We start from the raw sequence: 22,168 nt of genomic DNA, 5'->3' as shown, positions 1-22,168 counted from the left end.
TTCAATTACGCACGCCTGGTCGCTGCCTAGAATGCCTGCCTTTCCAAATTGTAAATTCAATAATTATAGGCCAATAATCGCTTAGAAATGGTAAATTATTACAAGAAATCCCTTTTAGATTGCTTAGAAGCCCTACATAAGGCAAGGAAAGATCCGATGAAAGATCCGTTAAAATGGAAAGTCCTGCAGGAAAAGCTTATCCGCAGACATTTTTATCTAGAAAGCAGAATTAAAAAAAATAAAGAAGAAATAAAGCACATTAACAAAATCCGTAAAAATCCCATTGAACGCCTAACAAAGGAAGAATCTGTCAATGCAAAAAATTCAATCGACTACCTTGAATACCAGAATGAGGAATATCATTGGTTAATAAATTGTTATAAATCTATAGGTGATGGAATCGCTTACACCTTTATTTCCCGTTATGATATCAAGCCGCAAGTTTTTAAGCAAGATGCTGGATTTATGTCAGGAAAGATTGGATATAAAGCTGAGAAACAGTTATTCAATCAAGCTTTTAAAGTTGGAATGGTGGCGATAATTCATGATTTGACTTCGGTGCTTCGGTTTAGGGATATTACCCTTGTAGATGATGAGGGCTATGTTCCCATTGAAGTTAAAACGAGTAGCAACACTAACCAGCGTGTTTCGCGCCAGAAGGAGAACGCTGACCAGTTATTCGAATATCTGTATAATGACCAGGCGGAATGTCTATTCGGTACTCAACAAAAGATTGTGAGAGTCGAAATGTTAAGCGAGGAAATACACCATATAGGTCTATTAAATAAATTGATTAAAAGATCTGCAATCCAGGGACAGGCAATTGCTTTAGCGGAACGGGGTCTGTTATATGTGGTTGGGCACAATGAAGAAGGTTTTGATGCAAAAATTACCTCCGCTCTTGCTCGCCAAAAAATGCTAAAACCTATTGCACATTACCTGAATGCAAGAAAGTTTTCAGAAATGGGATATTATCCATTTTCATTATCCATTCAAGATCCAAAAGAATATATAAATTTCCTTGAGGGCAGGCTTATCATTATACTTTTTATGGAACAGGCAGTTCTGGAGGAGTATGCACAAAATTTTGGTTATAAGATTGTTCCCACTACTAAAGAAGACTATGTTCTCACATTTAAAGCACTATGGAAGGGAAATAGCGTAGTCGAATTCAGTGTTGGCCAACACTTTTTGGATAGGATTGGCATGGAATTTAATTCCATGAAATGGACTTATCAAGAGATGTTTACTCGAATGAATGCCAAAGATATCGCTGTGGATTAACTCCGGTACCCTGATATGGAATTATGATTTCAGCCTTAAAATTTAGTCTTACCAAATTGTCAATTTTATCACTAACTACCAAATGCATGGTTTATTAAGATATAAGAGGGAATTATCTGTAACTTTCGATAAATCTGGCACAATGAGAGAATATTAACGTTTAGAAAGCCAATCGAAAATGCTTATGATGCAAAAACTTTACCCTAAGCCGTTTAAAGAAATATGCAATATTTCATTTGATGAACTTACTATTAGGATTAGAAATAAGGATTTTGCGGGTGTGCCCTTTAAAGATGGACGCATTGTCGTGGTGTTCCAATTTTGCTTTTTCCGTAAGCTGATAATAGATAATTTAGAAGATATTGATTTTGAAAAAGTTTCAATAAGTTTTAACAACTGCTATATTAAAGAGCTTGAAATAGAAAATATAACGTCAACAAATATATCTATTCACTTTCATGCTTCTATGTTAAGGGGAAGGATTTTAGCAAGCAATCTGACAACCGTATCCTTAAATAATTGTTTACTGGAATATGGAATATTCGTTACAAATGTTCCCAGAGTAGATGTTTCTTATACAACTGAAAATATTTTCCCCTACTGGTGGGGAAGATTATTCCGTGAGCGTCAGATAAATGACCATAAGGTAGTACTTCGTGAAAAACAACATTATCATATCGAAAATGCTAAAATCATCAAAATCACATCCAGTAAAAAATCCACGGAGCCAACGGGTAAATATATCAAGCAGTTCAATACTGGAGTATATCGATTAGGCTACAGGCTCACAGCGGATGAAGAGAAATTACTTAATGTCGGAATCCATATCGTTTATACTAAGGATTCAGAGGACGAGTTAACTGAAATTGATAACTTTGGATTACGGTCTTTGTCCTTATCGGGAAATCCCAGTGGAAAATTTTCAGTACAGAATTCAAATATTGGTAGCCTGTACCTTACTGAATTTTCACCAAAATTGGATGCGAGTTTTTATAACATTACCCCTCGCCCTGTTTATGACGAAGAAGGGGAAGAAACAAGAATAAGTATCCATCAATGTAATTTGGACAATACTTGGTTCGATAATGTTGATTTTGGTGATTTTCAGAAATTGTCTTTCTACCGTTCAAAGTTTTCGAATTCCGTATTTACATCCTGTAGCTTTCCCGAGAAGTATGAAGCGTACGAGAACTTTTTACCAGTAGAAAATATTCACTATCCAGAGAACAGAACGTCCAACCATCATAAGGATCAATACGAGATTTTCCTACAACTGAAAAAGGCACTTGAAGGAACAGGAAATGTTTATGAATCACTTAAATTGCAGGGTATATCACATACTGCTTTAAATAAAGTAAAGTCAATATCTCCGGCGGATAAGGTTATTCTTTGGATTAATAGTAAATCAAACAATCATGGTCTGTCTATAAAAAAACCATTTCTGTGGTTCCTTGGTTTCAGTTCGATATTTTATATTAGCTATTTATGGAGTATAGGTCGCATTTTTCAATGTACTGAATTTGACCCCAATCTAATTGGCTATTATTTCTCCTTTGTTGATATAACTCACCGAAGTGATTTTCTAATTGAAAAGAACCAACTTAATGGTGCTGCACTTGCAATAGATTATTTACATAAACTTTTAATTGGATTTATCATTTATCAATTTATTGCTGCCTTTAGGAAGTATGGCAAAAAGTAACCTTCAAAATTAAGTTAAAGAACCAATGTAATGGTCACCGTTTTCAATGGTATATTATGCTTTCAAAATTTTCGAAAAACTGCCTAATTCAATCAATTCGTCCACAAAATGGTTCGAATTACGCACCGCCACTGACCCTGTATGGGGCAAAGACTTTTTTAAAGGTTTTTGCCCCTTTTTTTGTGCTCGTAACGCCTTGTTTTCCAGGTATATTAGCTCAGCTCCCCGGTTGAGTTTCAGAGTTCGACAGGCCCCCTCTGCATAGGTGATTTTATCAGGGAATAAAATGCCTACTAGGTATCTTTTCGCCTCAATTGAAGATATATCGTACAATTTGTCCAACTCACATAGTGCCCTAACGGCCATTTCAGCAAGCTTTTTAATGTTCACATGCGTCGACTTCTGCACGTTTACTTCATTTAGCCGCATCTCCAAGCGTGCAATGATCGAACTATTCTCTTCTTTGATCTTCCGGTATTCACTTGGTTCAAGCTCATTCAGGATCAATAATTCCCTTGCAGCATCTACTTTCTTATTGGCTGTGCTGATTTGCAAGATTAATTCATCACTTTCTTCCTTAATTGCTCTATGCTGGTTGCCGTAAGCCTCCGCAATGCTGGCGACAAATAACTCTGGATAACCAGGTCGGGGAATAAATGTAGTTAACTCGTCCATAAAGGCATTATTCACATCTTCAGCTCTATACCTTACCCCGCAGGATGATCGGCAGTGGTAATATACCCTGTAGGTCGTTTTGCCTTTAGAGGCACTACCCGTCAACATTCTTGGGCACCTGTTACATTTGATGAAGTTTCGCAGTGGTAAATCTTTGGGCGTGGCGATAGCCAGTCCCTTTAAGATTTTTGAACGACCGTCCATAATGTCTTGCACCTTGTAAAATAAACTTTCAGAAATCAATGGCTCGTGCAGTCCCTGAACCAAATAGGCAGGTTCATCGTTATGGGCAGCAACCCTGATCTTTCCGCAATAGACGGGATTTCTAAGATTGATCAAAAATGTATTCTTGTCAATGTTCAGCCCTTTCTTATTGGCTTGTTTCATAATGGATTCCGATGAATACAAGCCTTCGCCTACTTCATTGAAAACCCAGCGCATGATCGTTGCATCCGGTTCGTGAAGGGTGATATAGCGCCTGCCGTCTTCGTATGCTTTGTTAATATAGCCTCTTGGCGCTTTCCCCATATACCGGCCTTCTTTTTTAGCCTGGCGTATTCCAGCTTTGGTGTTCAGACCACGACGATCATTTTCAATTTCGGGGGCGGTCAGGTAAATGGCCAGCATCATCTTGTTTTCAGGTACCGTAAGGTCTAGCGGCTGTTCCACTGCCTGTGGCTCTACGCCCAGTTTTTTCAGCACATCGATCATTTGGTAGGCATCGGATGTGTTCCGACTGAACCTGTCCCATTTGGTGAAGAGCAAGAGATCGGTTCGGTTTCTTTGCTTGCGCAAAATAATCATGATCTTTCGCCATTCGGGCCTGTTAAAGTGCTTGGCCGTGTAGTCTTCTACGAAAACCTGGCGCACCGTAATGTTTCTCAACTGGCAGTATTGTCTCAATACTGCCTCCTGACTTCGGGGAGAATACCCCTTGGTCTGCTCGTCCGTACTCACCCGGACATACAAATCTGCTACCTGCATAGGCAATTAAATTAAGTTTAACAATTTCCCCTTCATGGGGCTTCTTTTTGACAAGCGATAACGTGTTTAAGCGTTTCGCTCACAGACAATTTACTCAATTTTCGCAACAATTCCAACATGATTTCTGCATCTTCCAAGGTGATATGTGTATCGTATTCTGCTAACATTCGTTGCGCTTTTACCGGCGTGAGGCTGAATTTTTCGTTTCTATATTGTGGTAGCATAGACTTTTATTTTTACCCTGCAAACATGGGGCATCCGCAAATGTGTTTTACTCTAGTAGGCATAAATATTTTATCCGTATTATTTATTTATCACTACTAGATATAGCTTACTGCTTAACTTAGTATGGCTGGAGTAACTATTAAAAACTAGATTTTGGTTCAGAGAAAATTATTCATATAATTGTGTATGCTTTTGGCAAGCTAGCCCGTTCGTGCAAAGATTTTATCAGCCAATTAGTTTAATAATGCAAACCTGCCAAGCTTATTATCTAACCAAGATTACGAACGCTAAATAACTAGATAATAAAATTGGTAACATAAAGGGATGTATTATGAAACCTATCGACTTCTTAAAGCTTCAAGCTAAAAATCTTCACAAAGATTACAAAACCCAAACGTCTTATTTCGACAAAGTAGCACGCCGTAATTCTTATCGGTATAGCCCAAAATACTTTGACGTAAAAGGGATTATTATTGACTTTAACATTCCAGAGGACAATTTCAGTCTAATGAATGCCCAACACGTTATTTCTAAATTTGCAGGATTTAACAAATGGGCAGATATGGCAAAAGCTTCACCAGTAGAACTGGAACTAGCGAAGCTGCTCTTCGAGAATGCGCACAAGGTCAGCGTAGAGGAATGGAAAGACTACATTGCTCATGGTGAAAAAGAAAATAATACCAGATTTGATGCCGAAACAAAACTCGAAATCTTTACCAATGTTTGGGTACCTGCGGAGGGTATTGAAAGCCTTCATTATGATTATCGCATTTCCACTGGCAAGCTTAAGATAACAGAAAAAAAGCATCCGCGTAGTTACGAGACTAAAGAATCGGAGCAAATTACTTCCCTGCCTTTAAGTGCTGAAAATCGTAAAGAGTTCATCGACACGGCAAGAAATGCATTTGAAAGAATTATAGAAAGCATCGAACCTGAGCATCCCGAACAAACACGGGAACTATGGAATCCGGAGCATTATATTGATAAAATTCTATTGCGAGAAGACATGTTGCCAATTAGCAAGGACTATGCGCTATCTCTGATCGATGCCTTTTTAGTTGGTCATGTTATACAACTTGCATCTGAAGCCGACGACAATGCCATGAGCATTGACTAGAGAGATTCCCCTAAAATAGAGGGCTAGCGTCAGCTAGCCCTTCCGGTTTTTAAATTTTATTTATACCTACTAGGCATAAACTAATTTTTAACCTCTCCAACTTTGAACCGTAACAAAAATCAATCTTATGAACTACGGTAAAGACCCAAAAGTAAAAGGCAGGAAATTTCCACGGAACCCCTTACCTCAAATTAAAAAAGGTTCACGTTTCACCCAGGCGAACGATAAAGCAACGGCTCAGAAATGCCGTCGAATTAACTGTAGGCAAACTACCTGCAAAAGCCATCGTTTAATTATTCCACAACCGTTCATTTATCCATTAAGCCGATGTTATTAGCACCCGGTAAGGAGCTTTGTTTTGTAGCCCGCGTGGTCTAGGCAAAGGATTATGCCATTCCGGCGAGCAAGATTGCAACTCTGAGTTCCGGAGAATTTGTTGGTGTTGTGTCGGATAATCCCGAGCAGAAGATCAAGCTGAAGATGTTACATTCAGAAATTCAGAATGACCATGGGGCGATTGCGTTGGAGGAAAAAGGGTATAAGGATATTCCGATAGTGAAAAAAGTGACGGCGGAGATGGTGGAGGAGAATTACAAACAGATCAAGAGGGAGGTTTTTGACTTGTTGAAAACGGAATGTGCAAAGCAGGAGGTGAAGGTGGAGGTGAAGGAGACGAGGAAGAGGGTGAGGTCTAGGCCGAATAAAGGTGAGGGGCAGAGTGTAAGTCATTAGCCCTTAAAAAGAAGGAAGACAATTTTATAGTTACTTTGGTGTCACAGAGGCAAAGACTGCTGTGCATAAAATTAACCATGCCATCACCACACTCGTGCTTGGCATAAGTAGATCTTATTATAAAATATGCCATGATCACATCCCCTTTTTTATGGGTTGATTGCTTTTTCAGCTGGTGTGTTTCCAGGACTGATACAATTTTTGCTTTACAAATCTATTTTTGTTATATATTGAGCATTTTATGTTCGCAAAAAGAGTTCAAGTAATGGCAAATTAAGGTAAAGTGTATGTATTGATTAAAAAATACATTTGTCCAATACCATTTATAAACAGTAGGAAGATTGCCCTTGAGCAACATCAACCTAATACCGCATTACTGCTATGAAAGAATCTTACCCTATAAAATTTGCTGGTATGTTAAAGACATCTAAAACGCTGATTGCTTTTCTGATCACGTTTATGCCACTATTTGCATGGTGCCAAACCATTCAAGTGGGTAATTTAAAAGTTAAGGTTGATGGGAAAGATGATAATTTTAAGAGAAGTTTAAGTGTAACATTAATTGCACCCGGTGTTAGCGAACTTACCATTAGTTTAAAGGGCACAATCTCTGGAGTTCCAAAGCCAGTGGTAATTTCTTTTAAACAGCCTTCTATTGATATTCAAAGTTATTTAACGCCCCATGGCACCAATGCTAGTGACGCATCTTCGTTATATGATTATGAGATTTCTAGGATGATTCCTGTGAATTATGATGCAAAGACAAAATTCACCTCAGCCACAATGGATCAGCCCAGTATGACTTTTTTTAATACAAATAGCCAAAATAGATTAACCATTGCTGCGTCTGAACTAATTTTTCCAATTACCTTTAATGCAGGAGAAAATGAGCAAGATGGCGTAGGTTTTGATTTGAAGATTGGTTTATTTGAATATGCAAAAAAGCCAGTAGAAGTTTATAAAGTTAAAATGCGCTTTGATACTAGGGATATACATTATAATCAAGCGCAACGAGATTTATTAACTTGGTGGAAGGATGAAAACCAGTTAAGGATTGCGAATGTTCCACCAAAAGCTCATATGCCATTTTATTGTACTTGGTATGCTTTAAAGGCTGATGGTGTAAATGCAAAAAACGTTGAAGATCAGGCTAGGCTGGCCAAGCAATTAGGCTGCGAAACAATTATTGTAGACGATGGTTGGCAGAAGGCACAAGATGCAAAGGCAGGATATTGTTTGTATAATGGAGATTGGGAAATAGATAAAACTAGATTTACGGATTTTAAGGGTCATGTGAAAAAGGTACAGTCAATGGGTATGAACTACATGCTTTGGGTCGGCCCTAGCATGATTGGAGAAAATTCCAAAATCTATGAGAAATTAAAGGATAAAATGCTTTACAGAGCAGAATGGGCGAAGGCATGGGTGGCAGATCCTCGATTTCCAGAAGTGAGGAAATACTTGGCCGAACGTCTAATAAACTTGATGAAGGAAACTGGTATCGATGGCTTCAAAATAGATTTTATGGATCTTATAAATACCAGGTATGCCGGCAAAAATTTGGCGCAGGGAAATGGGCGTGACTATGAAAGCGTAGAGGAAGCCACGGTAAAACTGCTTTCAGAAATTTATACGGGTTGTCTAGCCTTAAATCCAGAGGTGCTGATTGAGTTTAGACAGTTCTATACCAGTCCTGTGATGCAACAATATGCCAATATGTTTAGAGCTGTAGATTGCCCTAACGATGTGATGGAAAACAGGACACGTACGCTTGATACCAGGAATTTAAACTATCAGGTAATTCACGCTGATCCGTTGGCCTGGAATGAAAATGAAAACGTGCAAGCTGCTGCCTTACAATTGTTACATACCATGTTGTCGGTACCGCAAGTATCTACCGATTTAACTAAAATGAATGCTGAACACCTTAAAATGCTCACTTTTTTACTAAAGCAGTGGCGAACCTTTAACTTTGCATTGACTAGGGGTGAAGCATTTAACTACGGTCCCGATTCTCACTACACATGGTCGGAAACCTCAACAAAGGATCAAACCGTGGTAGTTGCTTACCAACCCACTATTTTGAGCCCTCGAAAATTAGAAAAAAATGCATTGATTGTGAATGGAACTCATCAAGATAAACTGGTACTTGACCTCAGCAAGAATTTTGGCACAAGAACCATTATGGTGTATACCTGTACTGGGGTTTTGCTTAGAAAAGAAAAGATAAATTTTAATGGACTGGTAAAAATTAATGTACCTGGTTCTGGAATTATTAGAGTACTATAACTTAATTTAATATTTTATAAGAGCTAATTTCAAACTTAAAATGGAAAATTAGGAACTATTATTTATTAGATGATGAAGCTTAAGGTTTTGTAACTAGAATTACCATTGCTGTTGATGGAGGGTTTTTAGCGAATGGCGGAATTTAATAATCTTAAGTAGACAATAATCATAAAAGTTCATATCCACAAAATTTACATAAGAAGAAAAAAATGGAGTTTTTTTTTGGAAATTTATCACTAAAGCAAATATAATAATAAGAAGTGCAAATATAGATAAATGCCAATGCGCTATTCTATTCTATTTTTGTTAACAAGCATTTAAGGATAATGATCAAATTATTGATTATTTCAAAAGATGCACGGCCAAATATTTAATTTCTGTATTTAATCAATATCTTAAGAAATTTTTTGCAAATATTTTGGCACGAAATCCTGCAATAATTAATTTGTAGAAATGGTTTATTTAATATAAAATTTGATTAAAACACAGATGTCATTTAAAAATATTTTAGCAATAGCTTTTGTAATTTCAATTTTTACCTTCCTTTCATTTTCAATTCAAAAGAAGCATCAATACCCATTTCAAAATAGCACTTTACCAACAGAAGTAAGGGTAGATAACTTAGTTGGCCTGTTAACGCTAGAAGAAAAAATATCTCAAATGGTTAATAATTCTCCGGCCATTAAGCGATTAAACATTCCTGCTTACAACTGGTGGAACGAAACTTTACACGGAGTAGCCCGTAGTTCATACAATGTAACATCCTATCCGCAAGCTATTGCAATGGCTGCCACTTGGGATACAACATCGCTTAAAACTATGGCGAATTATAGTGCAATAGAAGGTAGAGCGATATATAACGATTCTAAAAGACAAGGGAAAACCGGTATATATTTAGGGCTAACTTATTGGACACCTAACATTAATATTTTTAGAGATCCAAGATGGGGTAGAGGACAAGAAACTTATGGCGAAGACCCATACCTAACCGGAACATTGGGAAAAGCATTTGTTAGGGGTTTAGAAGGCGATCATCCCAAATACCTCAAAGCATCAGCCTGTGCAAAACATTTTGCAGTACATAGCGGTCCAGAATGGAACAGAAGTACATTTAATGCCAAAGTATCTGATTTTGACTTATGGGATACTTATTTGCCGGCATTTAGAGATTTGATAGTTGATGCTAAAGTAAGTGGCGTAATGTGTGCATATAATGCTTTTGATGGTCAACCATGTTGTGGAAGCGATAAATTAATGCAGAAAATTTTGCGTGATGATTGGAAGTTTACAGGTTATGTAACGTCAGATTGTGGTGGGATTAGTCATTTTTGGCGAACACATAAAACTCATCCAAGCAAAGAGGCCGCCGCCGCTGATGCCGTTTTACACGGTACTGATTGCGAGTGTTCAGGCGACCCAACGTATAGGGCATTGTTAAAAGCAGTTAATGATGGCTTGATCACCGAAAAAGAAATCACGACTTCTGTTAAAAGACTTTTTACCATCCGTTTTAGGCTCGGTATGTTTGATGAGGATAAAGAAGTTCCTTTTTCTAAAATTGACACTTCTGTTTTGGAAAGCGCTGCACACAAGGCACATGCCTTAAAAATGGCTCGTCAGTCGATGGTGTTGTTAAAAAATGAACCTCTCAAGCAAAAAAGTGCTAATGTTTTGCCTTTCGGTAAAGGAGTTAAAAAGATTGCACTCGTTGGCCCAAATGCTGATGATAAAACTGTAATGTTGGCCAATTATTACGGTTTTCCATCGTATATTTCATCAGTTTTAGATGGTATTCGCAGTAAACAAGGTATCGAGGTTGTTTACGAAAAAGGTTGTAATCTGATAGATAACAAGGTTTTTAAGCCAAACTGGAAGGGTAATAATTTTAGCTTTGAGGGCAAGCCAGGATTCCAAGTAGCATATTTTAAGAATAATAAATGGGAAGGCAAACCCGCGGTTGTTTCAAGAGTGCCAAAAATCAACTTCCAATGGGGAGATGGAGAACAAGTTGCAGAAGGAATTATTGCCAATCAATTTTCAATGCGCTTTACCGCGGATTATAAAGCTGATGAATCTGGAGAGGTAGTGTTCGAGCTAAAAGGTGATGATAATGTAAAGTTATTTGTAAATGGCGAAAAGCAAATCGATACGGATTTAAAGGGAGGTTACTATACGCTTAAAGTACAAAAAGGTAAAATATATAAACTCGTGATCGATTACCTGCAGTATAGCGATAACGCAGAAATCGAATTTAACATGGGTACTATCGAAACAGCTAGTCCCGCAACCATTGCATCAAGAGTTAAAGATGCCGATGTGATTGTTTTTGTAGGTGGGATAGCTGCAAGTTTAGAAGGTGAGGCGATGCCGGTATCAGTTGAGGGGTTTAAAGGAGGAGACCGTACAAACATTGAGCTGCCAAAAATACAAACCGATGTAATGAAAGCTCTGAAAGCTACAGGGAAGCCAGTAGTTTTTGTAAACATGAGTGGTGGAGCAATGGGTTTCGAGTGGGAAGCTGCAAATTTGCCTGTTATTTTACAGGCTTGGTATGGTGGCCAGGCAGGTGGTCAAGCAATTGCCGATGTTCTGTTTGGAGATTACAACCCAGCCGGGCGTTTGCCGATAACATTTTACAAAAACATAAGCGATTTGCCAGACTTCGAGGATTACAGTATGGATAACCGAACCTATCGTTATTTTAAAGGAGAACCATTATTTGCATTCGGGCATGGATTAAGTTATACCACTTTTAAATACAGCAACCTTAAAATTTCAAAGTCTCCAAAATCTAATGAAATATTGGTCTCGGTAGATATTACAAATACTGGTAAAATTGCTGGCGATGAGGTGGCTCAACTTTATTTGGCTCATAAGAATAATTCGTATAAAACGCCTATTAGAACATTGAAAGGTTATCAACGTAATTATTTTAAAGCTGGAGAAACAAAACAATTGCAATTCAAATTGGGCTACAACGAACTTAGCGAAGTAAACAGCCTTGGGAAATTAGAACTTATGAAAGGTAGTTTAGATATAGCAGTAGGCGGTGCTCAACCTAACGCAGTGTTAATTTCACAAGGTAAATCCATCCAAAAGCAATTTATTTTTAACTAACCCAACATAGAAATTCCCGTATGAACGGTTTTTAAATGATTATATTATTCATTTAAAGTAATGATATACTTTAAATACTAATTGAAATAATTAACTCACAATGAACTCTAGATATAAACTTTTCTTAGGTATTATTTGCTTGATTTACAGCAGTAGAGTGGTTGCACAGAAGAAGCATTTTAGCCTCTTCTCACCTGATGCAAAAACAGAGGTGAAAATCACGGCAGGTCAAACGCTTTCCTATAGCGTAACCCATAATCAAAAGCAGGTGTTATTGCCTAGTAAACTAGCTATTTTGCTAAGCGATGGTAAAATAATAGGGGAAGATAATACGGTTGTAAAAACTTCCAGAAGAAACGTCAATCAAAATGTTCAACCGCTGTACGGGATGGCATCCAATTACAGAGATGCATACAATGAGATTATCATTAAATTTAAAGAAAACTATGACATCGTATTCAGGGTTTTTGATAATGGAGTAGCTTATCGTTTTAGAACATCTCTACCAGGCAGAATAAAAGTAAAGGAGGAGCAGATTAACTATCAGCTTACTGCTGACGCCGATGCTTGGATACAAACCACCAATTCGTTTCAGTTTAGTTACGAAGAACAGTTTTTTAAGAAAAAAATTTCTTCCCTGATAGGTAAGCCAATTGCCTCATTGCCTTTTGTTACAGAGAGTAACGGCATAAAGGTGGCTATTACGGAATCAGATTTATTAGATTATCCAGGTTACTATTTAACCTATGCTGGCAATAACACACTAAAAGGAATTTCTCCAAAATTTATTTTAAAGGATACCATTGGCGGACAAGACAATTTTAATAAGCTTTCTTTATTGGATGCAGATTACATTGCTGAAACAGAAGGTATCAGAGATTTTCCTTGGAGGTTAATGATTTTGGAAGAAAATGATAAGGATCTTCTGTACAACAATTTAGTGTATCTACTAGCCAGCGAAAATAAAATTGAAGATACCTCCTGGATTAAGCCAGGTAAAGTATCATGGGATTGGTGGAATGCGAATAACCTTACTGGAGTTGATTTTAAATCGGGTTTTAACACAGCAACTTATAAATATTTTATCGACTTCGCAGCTGAGAACAAGCTAGAGTACATCATGATGGACGAAGGTTGGAGTGATCAATTCGATTTATTAAAAGTAAACGATGGTTCTGTAGTTACCAGTGGTACAACAGCTTTGTCGGGCACATTAGATATGCCTTATCTGTTTAACTATGCAAAGCAAAAAGGTGTTGGAATTATTCTGTGGTGCGTTTGGCATACCTTAGACAGACAAATGATTGAAGCGTTAGATCAATTTCAGAAATGGGGAGTTAAAGGGGTGAAGGTTGATTTCATGAATCGCGATGATCAAACTGTTGTTTGTTTTTATGAGAGGCTGGCTAAAGAGACTGCCAAACGTAAAATGATCATTGATTTTCATGCAGCTTATAAACCAACAGGGTTAGAAAGAACCTACCCTAACATACTTAACTTTGAAGCTGTGCAAGGCCTGGAATGGAACAAATTTTCTGAGGTTGATATTTTAACCCAAGCAACAATTTTACCTTTTACCAGGATGTTGGCTGGGCCGATGGATTATACACCTGGTGGCTTGTACAATTCAAACTTAATAGACTATAGAAAGAGCTTTTTCAGACCAATGACCTTAGGGACAAGGTGTAATCAATTGGCTATGTTTACCATGTATTATGCTCCATTTGAGATGCTTGCAGATGCGCCAACTGCATATCAAAAAGAGCCAGAAATTCTAGCTTACCTAGCTGCTATGCCAAATACTTGGGATGATACCATTCCATTAGAGGGTAAAATAGGCGATCATGCGGTGATTGCTAGAAGAAAAGGCAGTACTTGGCATATAGCGGGCTTAAATAATTGGACGGGTAAAAATGTTAAAATTAAATTCGATTTTTTAGATGCAGGTGATTACCAAGCCACCATATTTTCTGACGGTATTAACGCCAACAGAATAGGAAGCGATTATAAAAAAACTACTCAAAAAATTGATAAAGCTTCTTCGCTTGAAATACAAATGGCCAACGGTGGCGGCTTTGCAATTAAGTTAGAAAAGATAAAATAAAAGATGATGGATAATTCAAAAAAAATAGTTGTTTTAATAGGGTTTTTAATTGCTTTTTATAGTTGTAAAGCACAGCAAAACAAAATTGCTACAGTAAAAAGCGACCAACCAGAATTAGTTGTTTCTTTCCCGTTTTTGGGTAACGTAAAACCTAAAATGGCAAATGAGATTGATTCATCTAATTGGATAATTGGTTGCGAAACCTTGGATCGTGATTTTGCAAATTACGATTCTTACAAAGAATATCTGGTTCCTTTGGGGATCAGGAAAATTAGATTGCAAGGTGGATGGGCAAAAACGGAAAAAATTAAAGGTCAATATGATTGGAAATGGTTAGATCATATTATAAATGATGCCGTAAAACGTGGTCTAAAGCCTTGGCTGCAAATTTCGTATGGTAATCCAATTTACCCTGGCGGAGGAGGTTCTGCATTGGGTGCAGGTTTGCCTCATTCTGAAGAAGCATTAACAGCTTGGGATAATTTTGCGACTGCAATGGTACGTAGGTATAAAGATAGGGTAGATGAGTGGGAAATTTGGAATGAAGGAAATTTTGGAGACAACCTGCAAAACACCCCCGATTTTGTAGCTGCAATTAATATCAGAACGATTGACATCATCAAAAAACTACAGCCTAATGCAAAAGTATCTGGCTTATCTTTAGGGCACATCGATTTAAAATATGCAGACCAATTTTTTAAAATTCTGAAGGATAGAAACAAACTGCATCTTTTTGATAACATTACTTACCATGATTATGTCTATAATCCTGATGCTAATGATTTATTGGTAGAAAAGCTTAGGGACATTTTAAAAAAATACGATAGCAAGGTAAAATTAAGGCAGGGAGAAAACGGGGCACCCTCTGGTCCTGGTTTTGGCAGAGGTGCTCTTGGAGATTACAATTGGACGGAGCTTTCTCAAGCAAAATGGAATACACGTAGAATGCTGAGCAATTTAGGTCATGATGTAGAATCGAGCGTTTTTACGATCTCAGATATTGCTTACACTAGCGGGCCTATTAAATTGTTAAACATAAAAGGGCTACTGCAATCAGACTCTACAAAAAAAATCCTCCGTCCAAAGTTGGCTTACCGTTCTGTACAAGTTGTTGCCTCAATTTTTGACCATAGCCTAGAACGTATTACAGATATACATCCTACCTATGAGAAAAAAGTTATGGTTGCAAAAGATGCAGTGAGATATACAAAGGGAACTGATAGAAGTTTAGCTGTGTACGGATACATACATCGAAAAACTAAGCAACAAATTTATACCATTTGGTCTGATGAAGGCATTCCGACAAATATCAACGATGTAAAGATCCTTGATTTTTCTTTCATAAATGGCAATTTTAATGAACCTGTTCTTGTAGATATCATTACAGGTAAAGTATTTGAAATTCCAAAAAGTAATTGGAGTAAAGAAGGTAATATCTTCAATTTTAAAAAAATTCCAGTTTATGACGGACCCATACTCATTGCTGATAAAAGCTTAATTACATATTAAAAAAATACAACACAAATGAAAGAAATAAAAATTTCCTTACTATTTGCATTAATAGCAATATCATTCTTTACTAATTCACAGGCCCAATCAAATCTAATTACTAATGTGCTAAACAGAAAAACGATTAGTTTAAATGGAATCTGGCAATATATTATCGATCCTTACGAAACTGGTTTTTATGATTATCGTCGTGAGGAAAGAAATGTAAATGACAGGGAAGCTTACTGGAATACTGAGAAGTTTGATAATAAAACAGATAGGAAAGAATTTGGCTTCACGGATAAATACGCCATTAAGGTTCCGGGTGATTGGAACTCACAAGCCGATAAATTCATGTACTATGAAGGTACGGTTTGGTATAAAAAATCTTTTGACGTTGACTTGGGAACGAGCAGTGAGAGGATATTCTTACACTTTGGGGCCGTTAACTATAGGGCAGATGTTTATTTGAACGGTAAAAAGCTAGGGATGCATAAAGGTGGTTTTACTGCATTCAACTTTGAAATCCCTTCTAAATTATTACAGGCAAAAGGTAATTTTTTGGTTGTTAAGGTAGATAATAAAAGATCCATTGACGAAATACCAACCATAAATACAGACTGGTGGAATTATGGTGGGATAACAAGAGATGTAAACCTTGTTTTTGTGCCACAAGATTTTGTGCAAGATTACAGTTTGCAACTTGCCAAGGGCAGTTATGCCAACAAAGCCAAGACTATTGAAGGATGGTTAAAATTGAATAGAAAGGGGCAGGAGAAAGTTACCTTGGAAATTCCAGAGTTAAAGATTAAACGTGAATTGACCGTAATTGGAGATAGCGTTGCATTTAATGTCAAGTCTTCTACCATACGGTTATGGTCTCCAAAATCACCTAAGTTATATCAGGTTATCATCAGTACTAAGAATGAAAAGATAGTTGACAAAATTGGCTTTCGTAATATAGAAATACAAGCAGGTAAGTTGATTTTAAATGGCAAACCTGTTTTTTTAAGGGGCATATCTGTACATGAAGAAATACCAGACCAAGTTCGTCGAGCTTATAGTGATCAAGATGCGCAACATTTACTTGGACAGGCCAAAGAATTAAATGCAAATATGGTTCGATTGGCGCATTATCCGCACAATGAGTATATGACAAGAGCGGCAGATTCCTTAGGCATCATGGTCTGGTCTGAAATACCAGTATATTGGACAATTGACTTTAAAAGTGCCGACGTATTGGCAAAGGCAAAGACCCAGTTGGAAGAAATGATTACTCGCGATAGAAATAGGGCCAGCATTATTATATGGTCTGTAGGTAATGAAACGCCTGTAAATGCAGACAGGACATTATTCATGAGCAAACTGGTAAAGAAAGCCAAGGAAATGGACCAAAGCCGGATTGTGGCTGCTGCTCTAGAGAGTTTTGGAATCCAGGGTGTTCAGACAATTGAAGATCCATTGGGTGAATTTACCGATGTGGTAGCTGTAAACCAATATATAGGTTGGTATGGCGGCTTGCCAGATAACAGTAGAAAGGTAAGCTGGGCCACAAAATTCGATAAGCCAATATTTTTTAGTGAAACAGGGGCAGAAGGTTTTTCAGGCTTTCATGCAGATAGCTTAACTCGTTATTCAGAAGAATTTCAAGAGTGGTACTACAGGGAACAAGTAGGGATGTTTAAACGTATGCCTGCTAATTTTGCGGGTTTATCGCCTTGGATTTTAAATGATTTCCGTTCTCCACGTCGTAATCATCCTATTTATCAGGAAGGATGGAACAATAAGGGTTTATTTGACCATAATGGAAAAAAGAAAAAGGCATTCTATGTTTTAAAGGCCTATTATGATGAAATGGAAAAATTATATGATAAATAGAATAGGGGTTTATCATTTTACGTCATTAGGGCAATGATTTTTAATTAAAATGAATCGAAAAGAGTGGTTTCAATTCTCGTCTGTTGCTTTGGCTACCCTATTGGTTGGAGATAAGTTATGGGCAAAAAGTATGCATAAACAATTAATGTACTTGATGGCACAGGTAAAGCCTGCATCTCAGTTGTTTGATGGTAATCATACATTTCCATTTGACTGGTCGGTATCAGAAATTAAACCGAATGGATCTAGTGTATCTCTGAGTTGGGAAGATAAACTGCAAGGTAATGGCAGTGCCTATTTTAGATTAACTAGTGCAACAGACATAAGGGAAGAGTGTATAATTGAGCTTTCCCTAGCAAATACCAAGAAAATAATTGGACAACTAGATATTCAGTATGCTCATTACATGCAGCCATTTGAATTGGTAATGCCTGCTGATTTATTGCCATTGGTCATACAGGAAGGAATTACCCTGAAAATGATCAGGGGAACTAAACCATTTTGGTTTTTTACCCACGCAAACCTTAAGAGCGACATTCCTAAAGAATTTTTGCCTCATTTATTATTGGCAGATGGAAATTTAAATTTGCATGAATGGAAAAATAGGCTATTGTCCTTGGCCTCCATATCAACTTTTGGTTGGATGGAGGGCTGCGTTTTAGATGGTATCTCTTCTTTGTCAAAAAAACACATCAACGCACAAGAAATTTTAAACCTACATTTAGATAAATATTTTGCTAATGATACATTGGTCTATGAAAACCTTAACAATAAGCGCTCTTTTGAAAAGATAACCACTGTAGAAAGTATTCTTCCATTTGCCATACTCGCTGCTACAAATGCCCAACATGCCATGTTGCAACAAGCTATTGATTTTTGTAAAACCCATACAAATGCAGAAGGAGTAATAGCAGACGAAACAGGAAATAACCGACGATTAAAAACGGAGGAATGTTATACCATTTCTTATCCCTTGGCAATTTTGGCGCAAAAATTTAAACAGCCAGAATTAGCAGATTTAGCTATAGCAAACTTAAAGGCCAGGGTTAGTTTATTGGCAAAACCTAATTTCATTTATCAAAACGCCAAAGAAAAGGGTAAGCCAGAATATGGTAATTGGGCAAGAGGTGTAGGTTGGTACTTATTGGGCATGGCAAAATCATTAGCGGTGCTGCCAAACAACGAAGAAGCCCAGCCGCTTCGTGCTGAATTGCAAAGGGCGGCAGAATTTGTCATTATTCACCAACAAAAAAATGGGTTATGGAGTAATTTTCTACACCAAGCAGAAACAGGGATAGACACCTCAGGCTCTGCAAGTATTGCCGCTGCCTTAGCTTATGGGGCTTCAAAAAATCTTTTGCCTAATTTATGTAAACAAGCCGCTTATAAAAGTTGGAAAGGTTTACGGGCGTATTTAACACCAGACGGTTTTTTAAAAGGCACGGCGCAGGTTAATAAAGGCGGAGAACTTTTACAACGGAATGGATTTAGGGTAATTTCTCCCTATACTTTAGGCTTTTTAGGAGTGTTAGACAACAGCTTAAACAACTAAAATTAGATAATAATCATCATGAAAATAAAATTTATTATAGCTGGTTTATTTATTATAACAGCCCTAACAAAAGTACACGGACAAAAAAATCAGGTGTTACAAAAAGAGTTAATCGCACTTAAACCAGTTGATGCATTCCCGCTAGATGCAGCAATAAACTATAAGTTTAATGATGGAAATAAAGATAAACAGGCAAGTGTTTTTAGCGTAAAGAAGAGTGAAAATGGTAGTCCAGTATTTACGGCAGAAATTTTTTCTCCAACAAATAGCCATTACAATATTCAATCATCATGGTTAAATGGTAAACCGATAAAAAAAGGAGATGTAATGTTAGCTAGATTGTCTGTGCGATCGATTTATGCTAAGCAAGAGTCTGGTGAGGCAGTGCTCTATTTTTATGTGCAACAAGCAAATCCACCGCAAGAAAAAAGTATCATGATAGAATTAAGTGTTGGACCGGAGTGGAAAACAATTGACATCCCTTTTAAGGCATTAAATGATATGCCTGTTGGGGCAGGTTCTATTTGTATATCTCATGGTTCGCTAGTGCAAAAGGTAGAAATTTCTGATATACAGCTTTTAAATTTCGAGAACAACGTTGCCCTGGAAAAATTACCAACTACAAAATTTTCTTATGTCGGTCGGGAAGCAAATGCAGAATGGCGTCAAAAAGCTTTAAAAAGAATTGAAGAAATTCGTACCGCTCCACTAAATATACAAGTAATTGATGCTAATGGAATACCGTTAAAAGGCGCTAGTGTAACTGCTCGTCTTGTAGATCCTGAATTTATTTTTGGTACTGCCGCTACAGTAAGCTATATGTACAAGAAGGATAATCAGTCTGTACAATATCTCGATTCCCTTAAAGCGCTTTTTAATGCTGTCACTATTGATAATAATTTAAAATGGCCTGGGTGGAGAGACAATAAGAAAAGGGAGCAAACTAAAATTGCCATAAAATGGATTGAAGAAAATAAACTAAGGTTAAGAGGGCATAACCTAGTTTGGCCAGGTAAGAAATTTACACCTGATTTTTTTAGTAGGCAAAAGGATTTTGGTCTTGGTTTTACCGATTCAATTCGTAACCATATTCAGGAAATTGTGAGTTTTACAAAAGGAAAGGTGTATGGCTGGGATGTAATTAACGAAATGATGCATGAAACCGACTATTTTAAAGTAATGCCACGCAGCCAAGCCGTTGAGTGGTTTAAACAGGCTAAAAGCATAGATCCTGCAGCGATGCTGTATCTCAATGAGTATAGTATGTTGAATAGTGTAGCTAGTTTAAGGAACATCGATAAATTTTTGGCCTTAATTGATGAATTAAAAAAGGGCGGTGCACCTGTTGAGGCTATTGGTATTCAAGGACATGTAGGCAGGCAACCCCGTGATCCTGCTCAAGTAATTACTGATTTAGATAAGTTTAATGATTTAGGCTTGCCAATTCAAATTACAGAATTTGACGTAAACACACCAGATGAGGATCTTCAGGCCGATTATACAAGGGATTTTTTAATTGCTTGTTATAGCCATCACTTGGTTACAGGTTTTACCATGTGGGGTTTTTGGGAACCTGCTCACTGGAAGCCCGATGCGGCCATGTACCGCAAAAATTGGACGCCAAAACCTAATGCAGGCGTATGGAGGGATTTAGTCCTGAAACAATGGCGAACAAATATCAATAAAATCACTAATTCTCAGGGTGAAATTTCGGATAGGGGGCATTTTGGGCTTTATGAAATCACGGTTACAAAAGATAGTAAAACGGTTAAAGTTCCTTATCAATTAAATAAAACTTCTAAACCAGTTCGAATAGAATTATAACCGTTAATAAATATGTATCAAATGGTGTCAAGTGCTATAAAAACTGTTAAATGGATAGCTTTTGTCTGTCCTTTATTAAGTTTTACAATTGTTAATAGCCAGGATAATGCTTCTAAAACAAGTCTTCAGAATAAATTTATCGGTTTTAACAATAAAAAAATTAGTACCATGGGGCGGGTAAATTTAACAGATTCCTGTACAGAGATTTATTGGAATGGTTCAAGTGTTAGTATCAATGTTTCCAAAACACAAACCGTAAGCGCACTAATTTCTGATGAAAGGGATAATTCTTACTACTATGTAATTATCGATGGACAAGTTAACAATGCACTAAAGGTTAAATTTGACAAAGGCAAGAAAGTTTACCATTTGGCAAGCAATCTTAATAAGGAAAAACATAAAATAGAACTGTTTAAAATAGGTAATACTGATTTTACAACCACGCGTTTATTTGGCTTTGAATTAGACAAAAATGCCATGGTTTTAGAAGCAGATAAAAAGCCAAAACGTAAAATAGAGTTTTATGGAAATTCTATTACCAGCGGCCATGGGGTAGATGTGCCTGTTGATAGTGCAGATTCTGGCAAGCCAGAATTTTTTAACAACTATAAAACTTATGGTGCCTTAACGGCGAGGCACTTTGATGCACAATATCATTGTATTGCCAAAAGTGGGATTGGCTTGACCGTAAGCTGGTTTCCGGAGATCATGCCTGAAATTTTTGATCGTTTAAATCCAAAAAACCCAAATAGTAAATGGAATTTCTCTAAATATCAGCCTGATATTGTGGTGGTTAATCTATTTCAGAATGACAGTTGGATAGTTAACCAGCCAGAGCACTTGCAATTTAAGGCCAGGTTTGGTACCGTTAAACCAACAGAAGATTTTATTATTAAAGCTTATGCTGATTTTATACGCTCTGTTCGCAGTAAATATCCAAAAGCACAAATCATTTGTAGCCTAGGTAATATGGACATTACTAGAGAAGGATCTAAATGGCCATCCTATGTAGAACAGGCAGTAAGATCTTTAAGTGATCAGAAAGTGGTGGTTCATTTCTTTCCCTATAAAAACAGTAACGGACATCCAAAAATTAAGGAGCAGCAAATGATGGCTGATGATTTGATTGCTTTCATCGAAAAAAATAAGTATTGGAAATAAAACATGTATGCGTTGGTGAGATCAACAACGAACATA

General features: G+C 37.1%; 14 protein-coding genes. 12 read left to right on the top strand and 2 right to left on the bottom strand.

Annotated elements, in window-relative coordinates; all coding sequences use genetic code 11:
• Positions 1–87: 87 nt before the first annotated feature.
• Entirely contained in the window at positions 88–1,284 is a 1,197-nt protein-coding gene (locus tag EZ428_RS19250; RefSeq protein ID WP_131554828.1) for a hypothetical protein, read from the top strand.
• Between the two features lie 184 nt (positions 1,285–1,468).
• The gene (locus EZ428_RS19245; RefSeq protein ID WP_131554827.1) at positions 1,469–2,986 is read left to right on the top strand and encodes a hypothetical protein; all 1,518 of its coding nucleotides are present in this window, start codon (positions 1,469–1,471) and stop codon (positions 2,984–2,986) included.
• Positions 2,987–3,040: 54 nt separating this feature from the next.
• On the opposite strand, the gene EZ428_RS19240 is transcribed toward EZ428_RS19245, so the two are convergent.
• Positions 3,041–4,645: a recombinase family protein gene (locus tag EZ428_RS19240; RefSeq protein ID WP_131554826.1), complete on the bottom strand. Its 1,605-nt coding sequence runs from the start codon at positions 4,643–4,645 to the stop codon at positions 3,041–3,043.
• Between the two features lie 32 nt (positions 4,646–4,677).
• Positions 4,678–4,869 (bottom strand): hypothetical protein, encoded by a 192-nt coding sequence (locus EZ428_RS19235; RefSeq protein WP_131554825.1) that lies wholly within the window; start codon positions 4,867–4,869, stop codon positions 4,678–4,680.
• A 332-nt stretch (positions 4,870–5,201) separates the two neighbouring features.
• Here EZ428_RS19235 and EZ428_RS24130 point away from each other — a divergent pair, with 332 nt between their 5' ends.
• The 10 genes from EZ428_RS24130 to EZ428_RS19185 all read left to right on the top strand — a co-directional run bounded on the left by EZ428_RS24130 (position 5,202) and on the right by EZ428_RS19185 (position 22,132).
• The gene (locus tag EZ428_RS24130; protein WP_205945763.1) at positions 5,202–5,987 is read left to right on the top strand and encodes a hypothetical protein; all 786 of its coding nucleotides are present in this window, start codon (positions 5,202–5,204) and stop codon (positions 5,985–5,987) included.
• A 480-nt stretch (positions 5,988–6,467) separates the two neighbouring features.
• Entirely contained in the window at positions 6,468–6,719 is a 252-nt protein-coding gene (locus tag EZ428_RS19225; RefSeq protein WP_131554824.1) for a hypothetical protein, read from the top strand.
• A gap of 381 nt (positions 6,720–7,100) precedes the next feature.
• A complete protein-coding gene (locus EZ428_RS19220; protein WP_131554823.1) occupies positions 7,101–9,008 on the top strand; it encodes a glycoside hydrolase family 36 protein in 1,908 nt (635 codons plus the stop codon).
• A gap of 489 nt (positions 9,009–9,497) precedes the next feature.
• Complete coding sequence (locus tag EZ428_RS19215) at positions 9,498–12,125, top strand: glycoside hydrolase family 3 C-terminal domain-containing protein (RefSeq protein ID WP_131554822.1); 2,628 nt, start codon at positions 9,498–9,500, stop codon at positions 12,123–12,125.
• A 100-nt stretch (positions 12,126–12,225) separates the two neighbouring features.
• Positions 12,226–14,229 carry a glycoside hydrolase family 97 protein gene (locus EZ428_RS19210; RefSeq protein WP_131554821.1) on the top strand — a complete coding sequence of 668 codons (2,004 nt, stop codon included), beginning with the start codon at positions 12,226–12,228 and terminating at the stop codon, positions 14,227–14,229.
• A 6-nt stretch (positions 14,230–14,235) separates the two neighbouring features.
• Positions 14,236–15,738 carry an alpha-amylase family protein gene (locus EZ428_RS19205; RefSeq protein ID WP_205945762.1) on the top strand — a complete coding sequence of 501 codons (1,503 nt, stop codon included), beginning with the start codon at positions 14,236–14,238 and terminating at the stop codon, positions 15,736–15,738.
• Positions 15,739–15,753: 15 nt separating this feature from the next.
• Entirely contained in the window at positions 15,754–17,595 is a 1,842-nt protein-coding gene (locus EZ428_RS19200; RefSeq protein WP_131554820.1) for a glycoside hydrolase family 2 protein, read from the top strand.
• A gap of 49 nt (positions 17,596–17,644) precedes the next feature.
• Positions 17,645–19,147, top strand: a complete 1,503-nt coding sequence (locus tag EZ428_RS19195; protein ID WP_131554819.1) for a glycoside hydrolase family 88 protein — start codon at positions 17,645–17,647, stop codon at positions 19,145–19,147.
• Between the two features lie 18 nt (positions 19,148–19,165).
• Complete coding sequence (locus EZ428_RS19190; RefSeq protein WP_131554818.1) at positions 19,166–20,971, top strand: endo-1,4-beta-xylanase; 1,806 nt, start codon at positions 19,166–19,168, stop codon at positions 20,969–20,971.
• A 168-nt stretch (positions 20,972–21,139) separates the two neighbouring features.
• A complete protein-coding gene (locus EZ428_RS19185) occupies positions 21,140–22,132 on the top strand; it encodes an SGNH/GDSL hydrolase family protein (protein ID WP_205945761.1) in 993 nt (330 codons plus the stop codon).
• Positions 22,133–22,168: the final 36 nt, after the last annotated feature.

This window comes from Pedobacter frigiditerrae (genome assembly GCF_004331645.1).
GTDB lineage: Bacteria > Bacteroidota > Bacteroidia > Sphingobacteriales > Sphingobacteriaceae > Pedobacter > Pedobacter frigiditerrae.
This window is presented reverse-complemented; position numbering and strand designations above follow the sequence as displayed.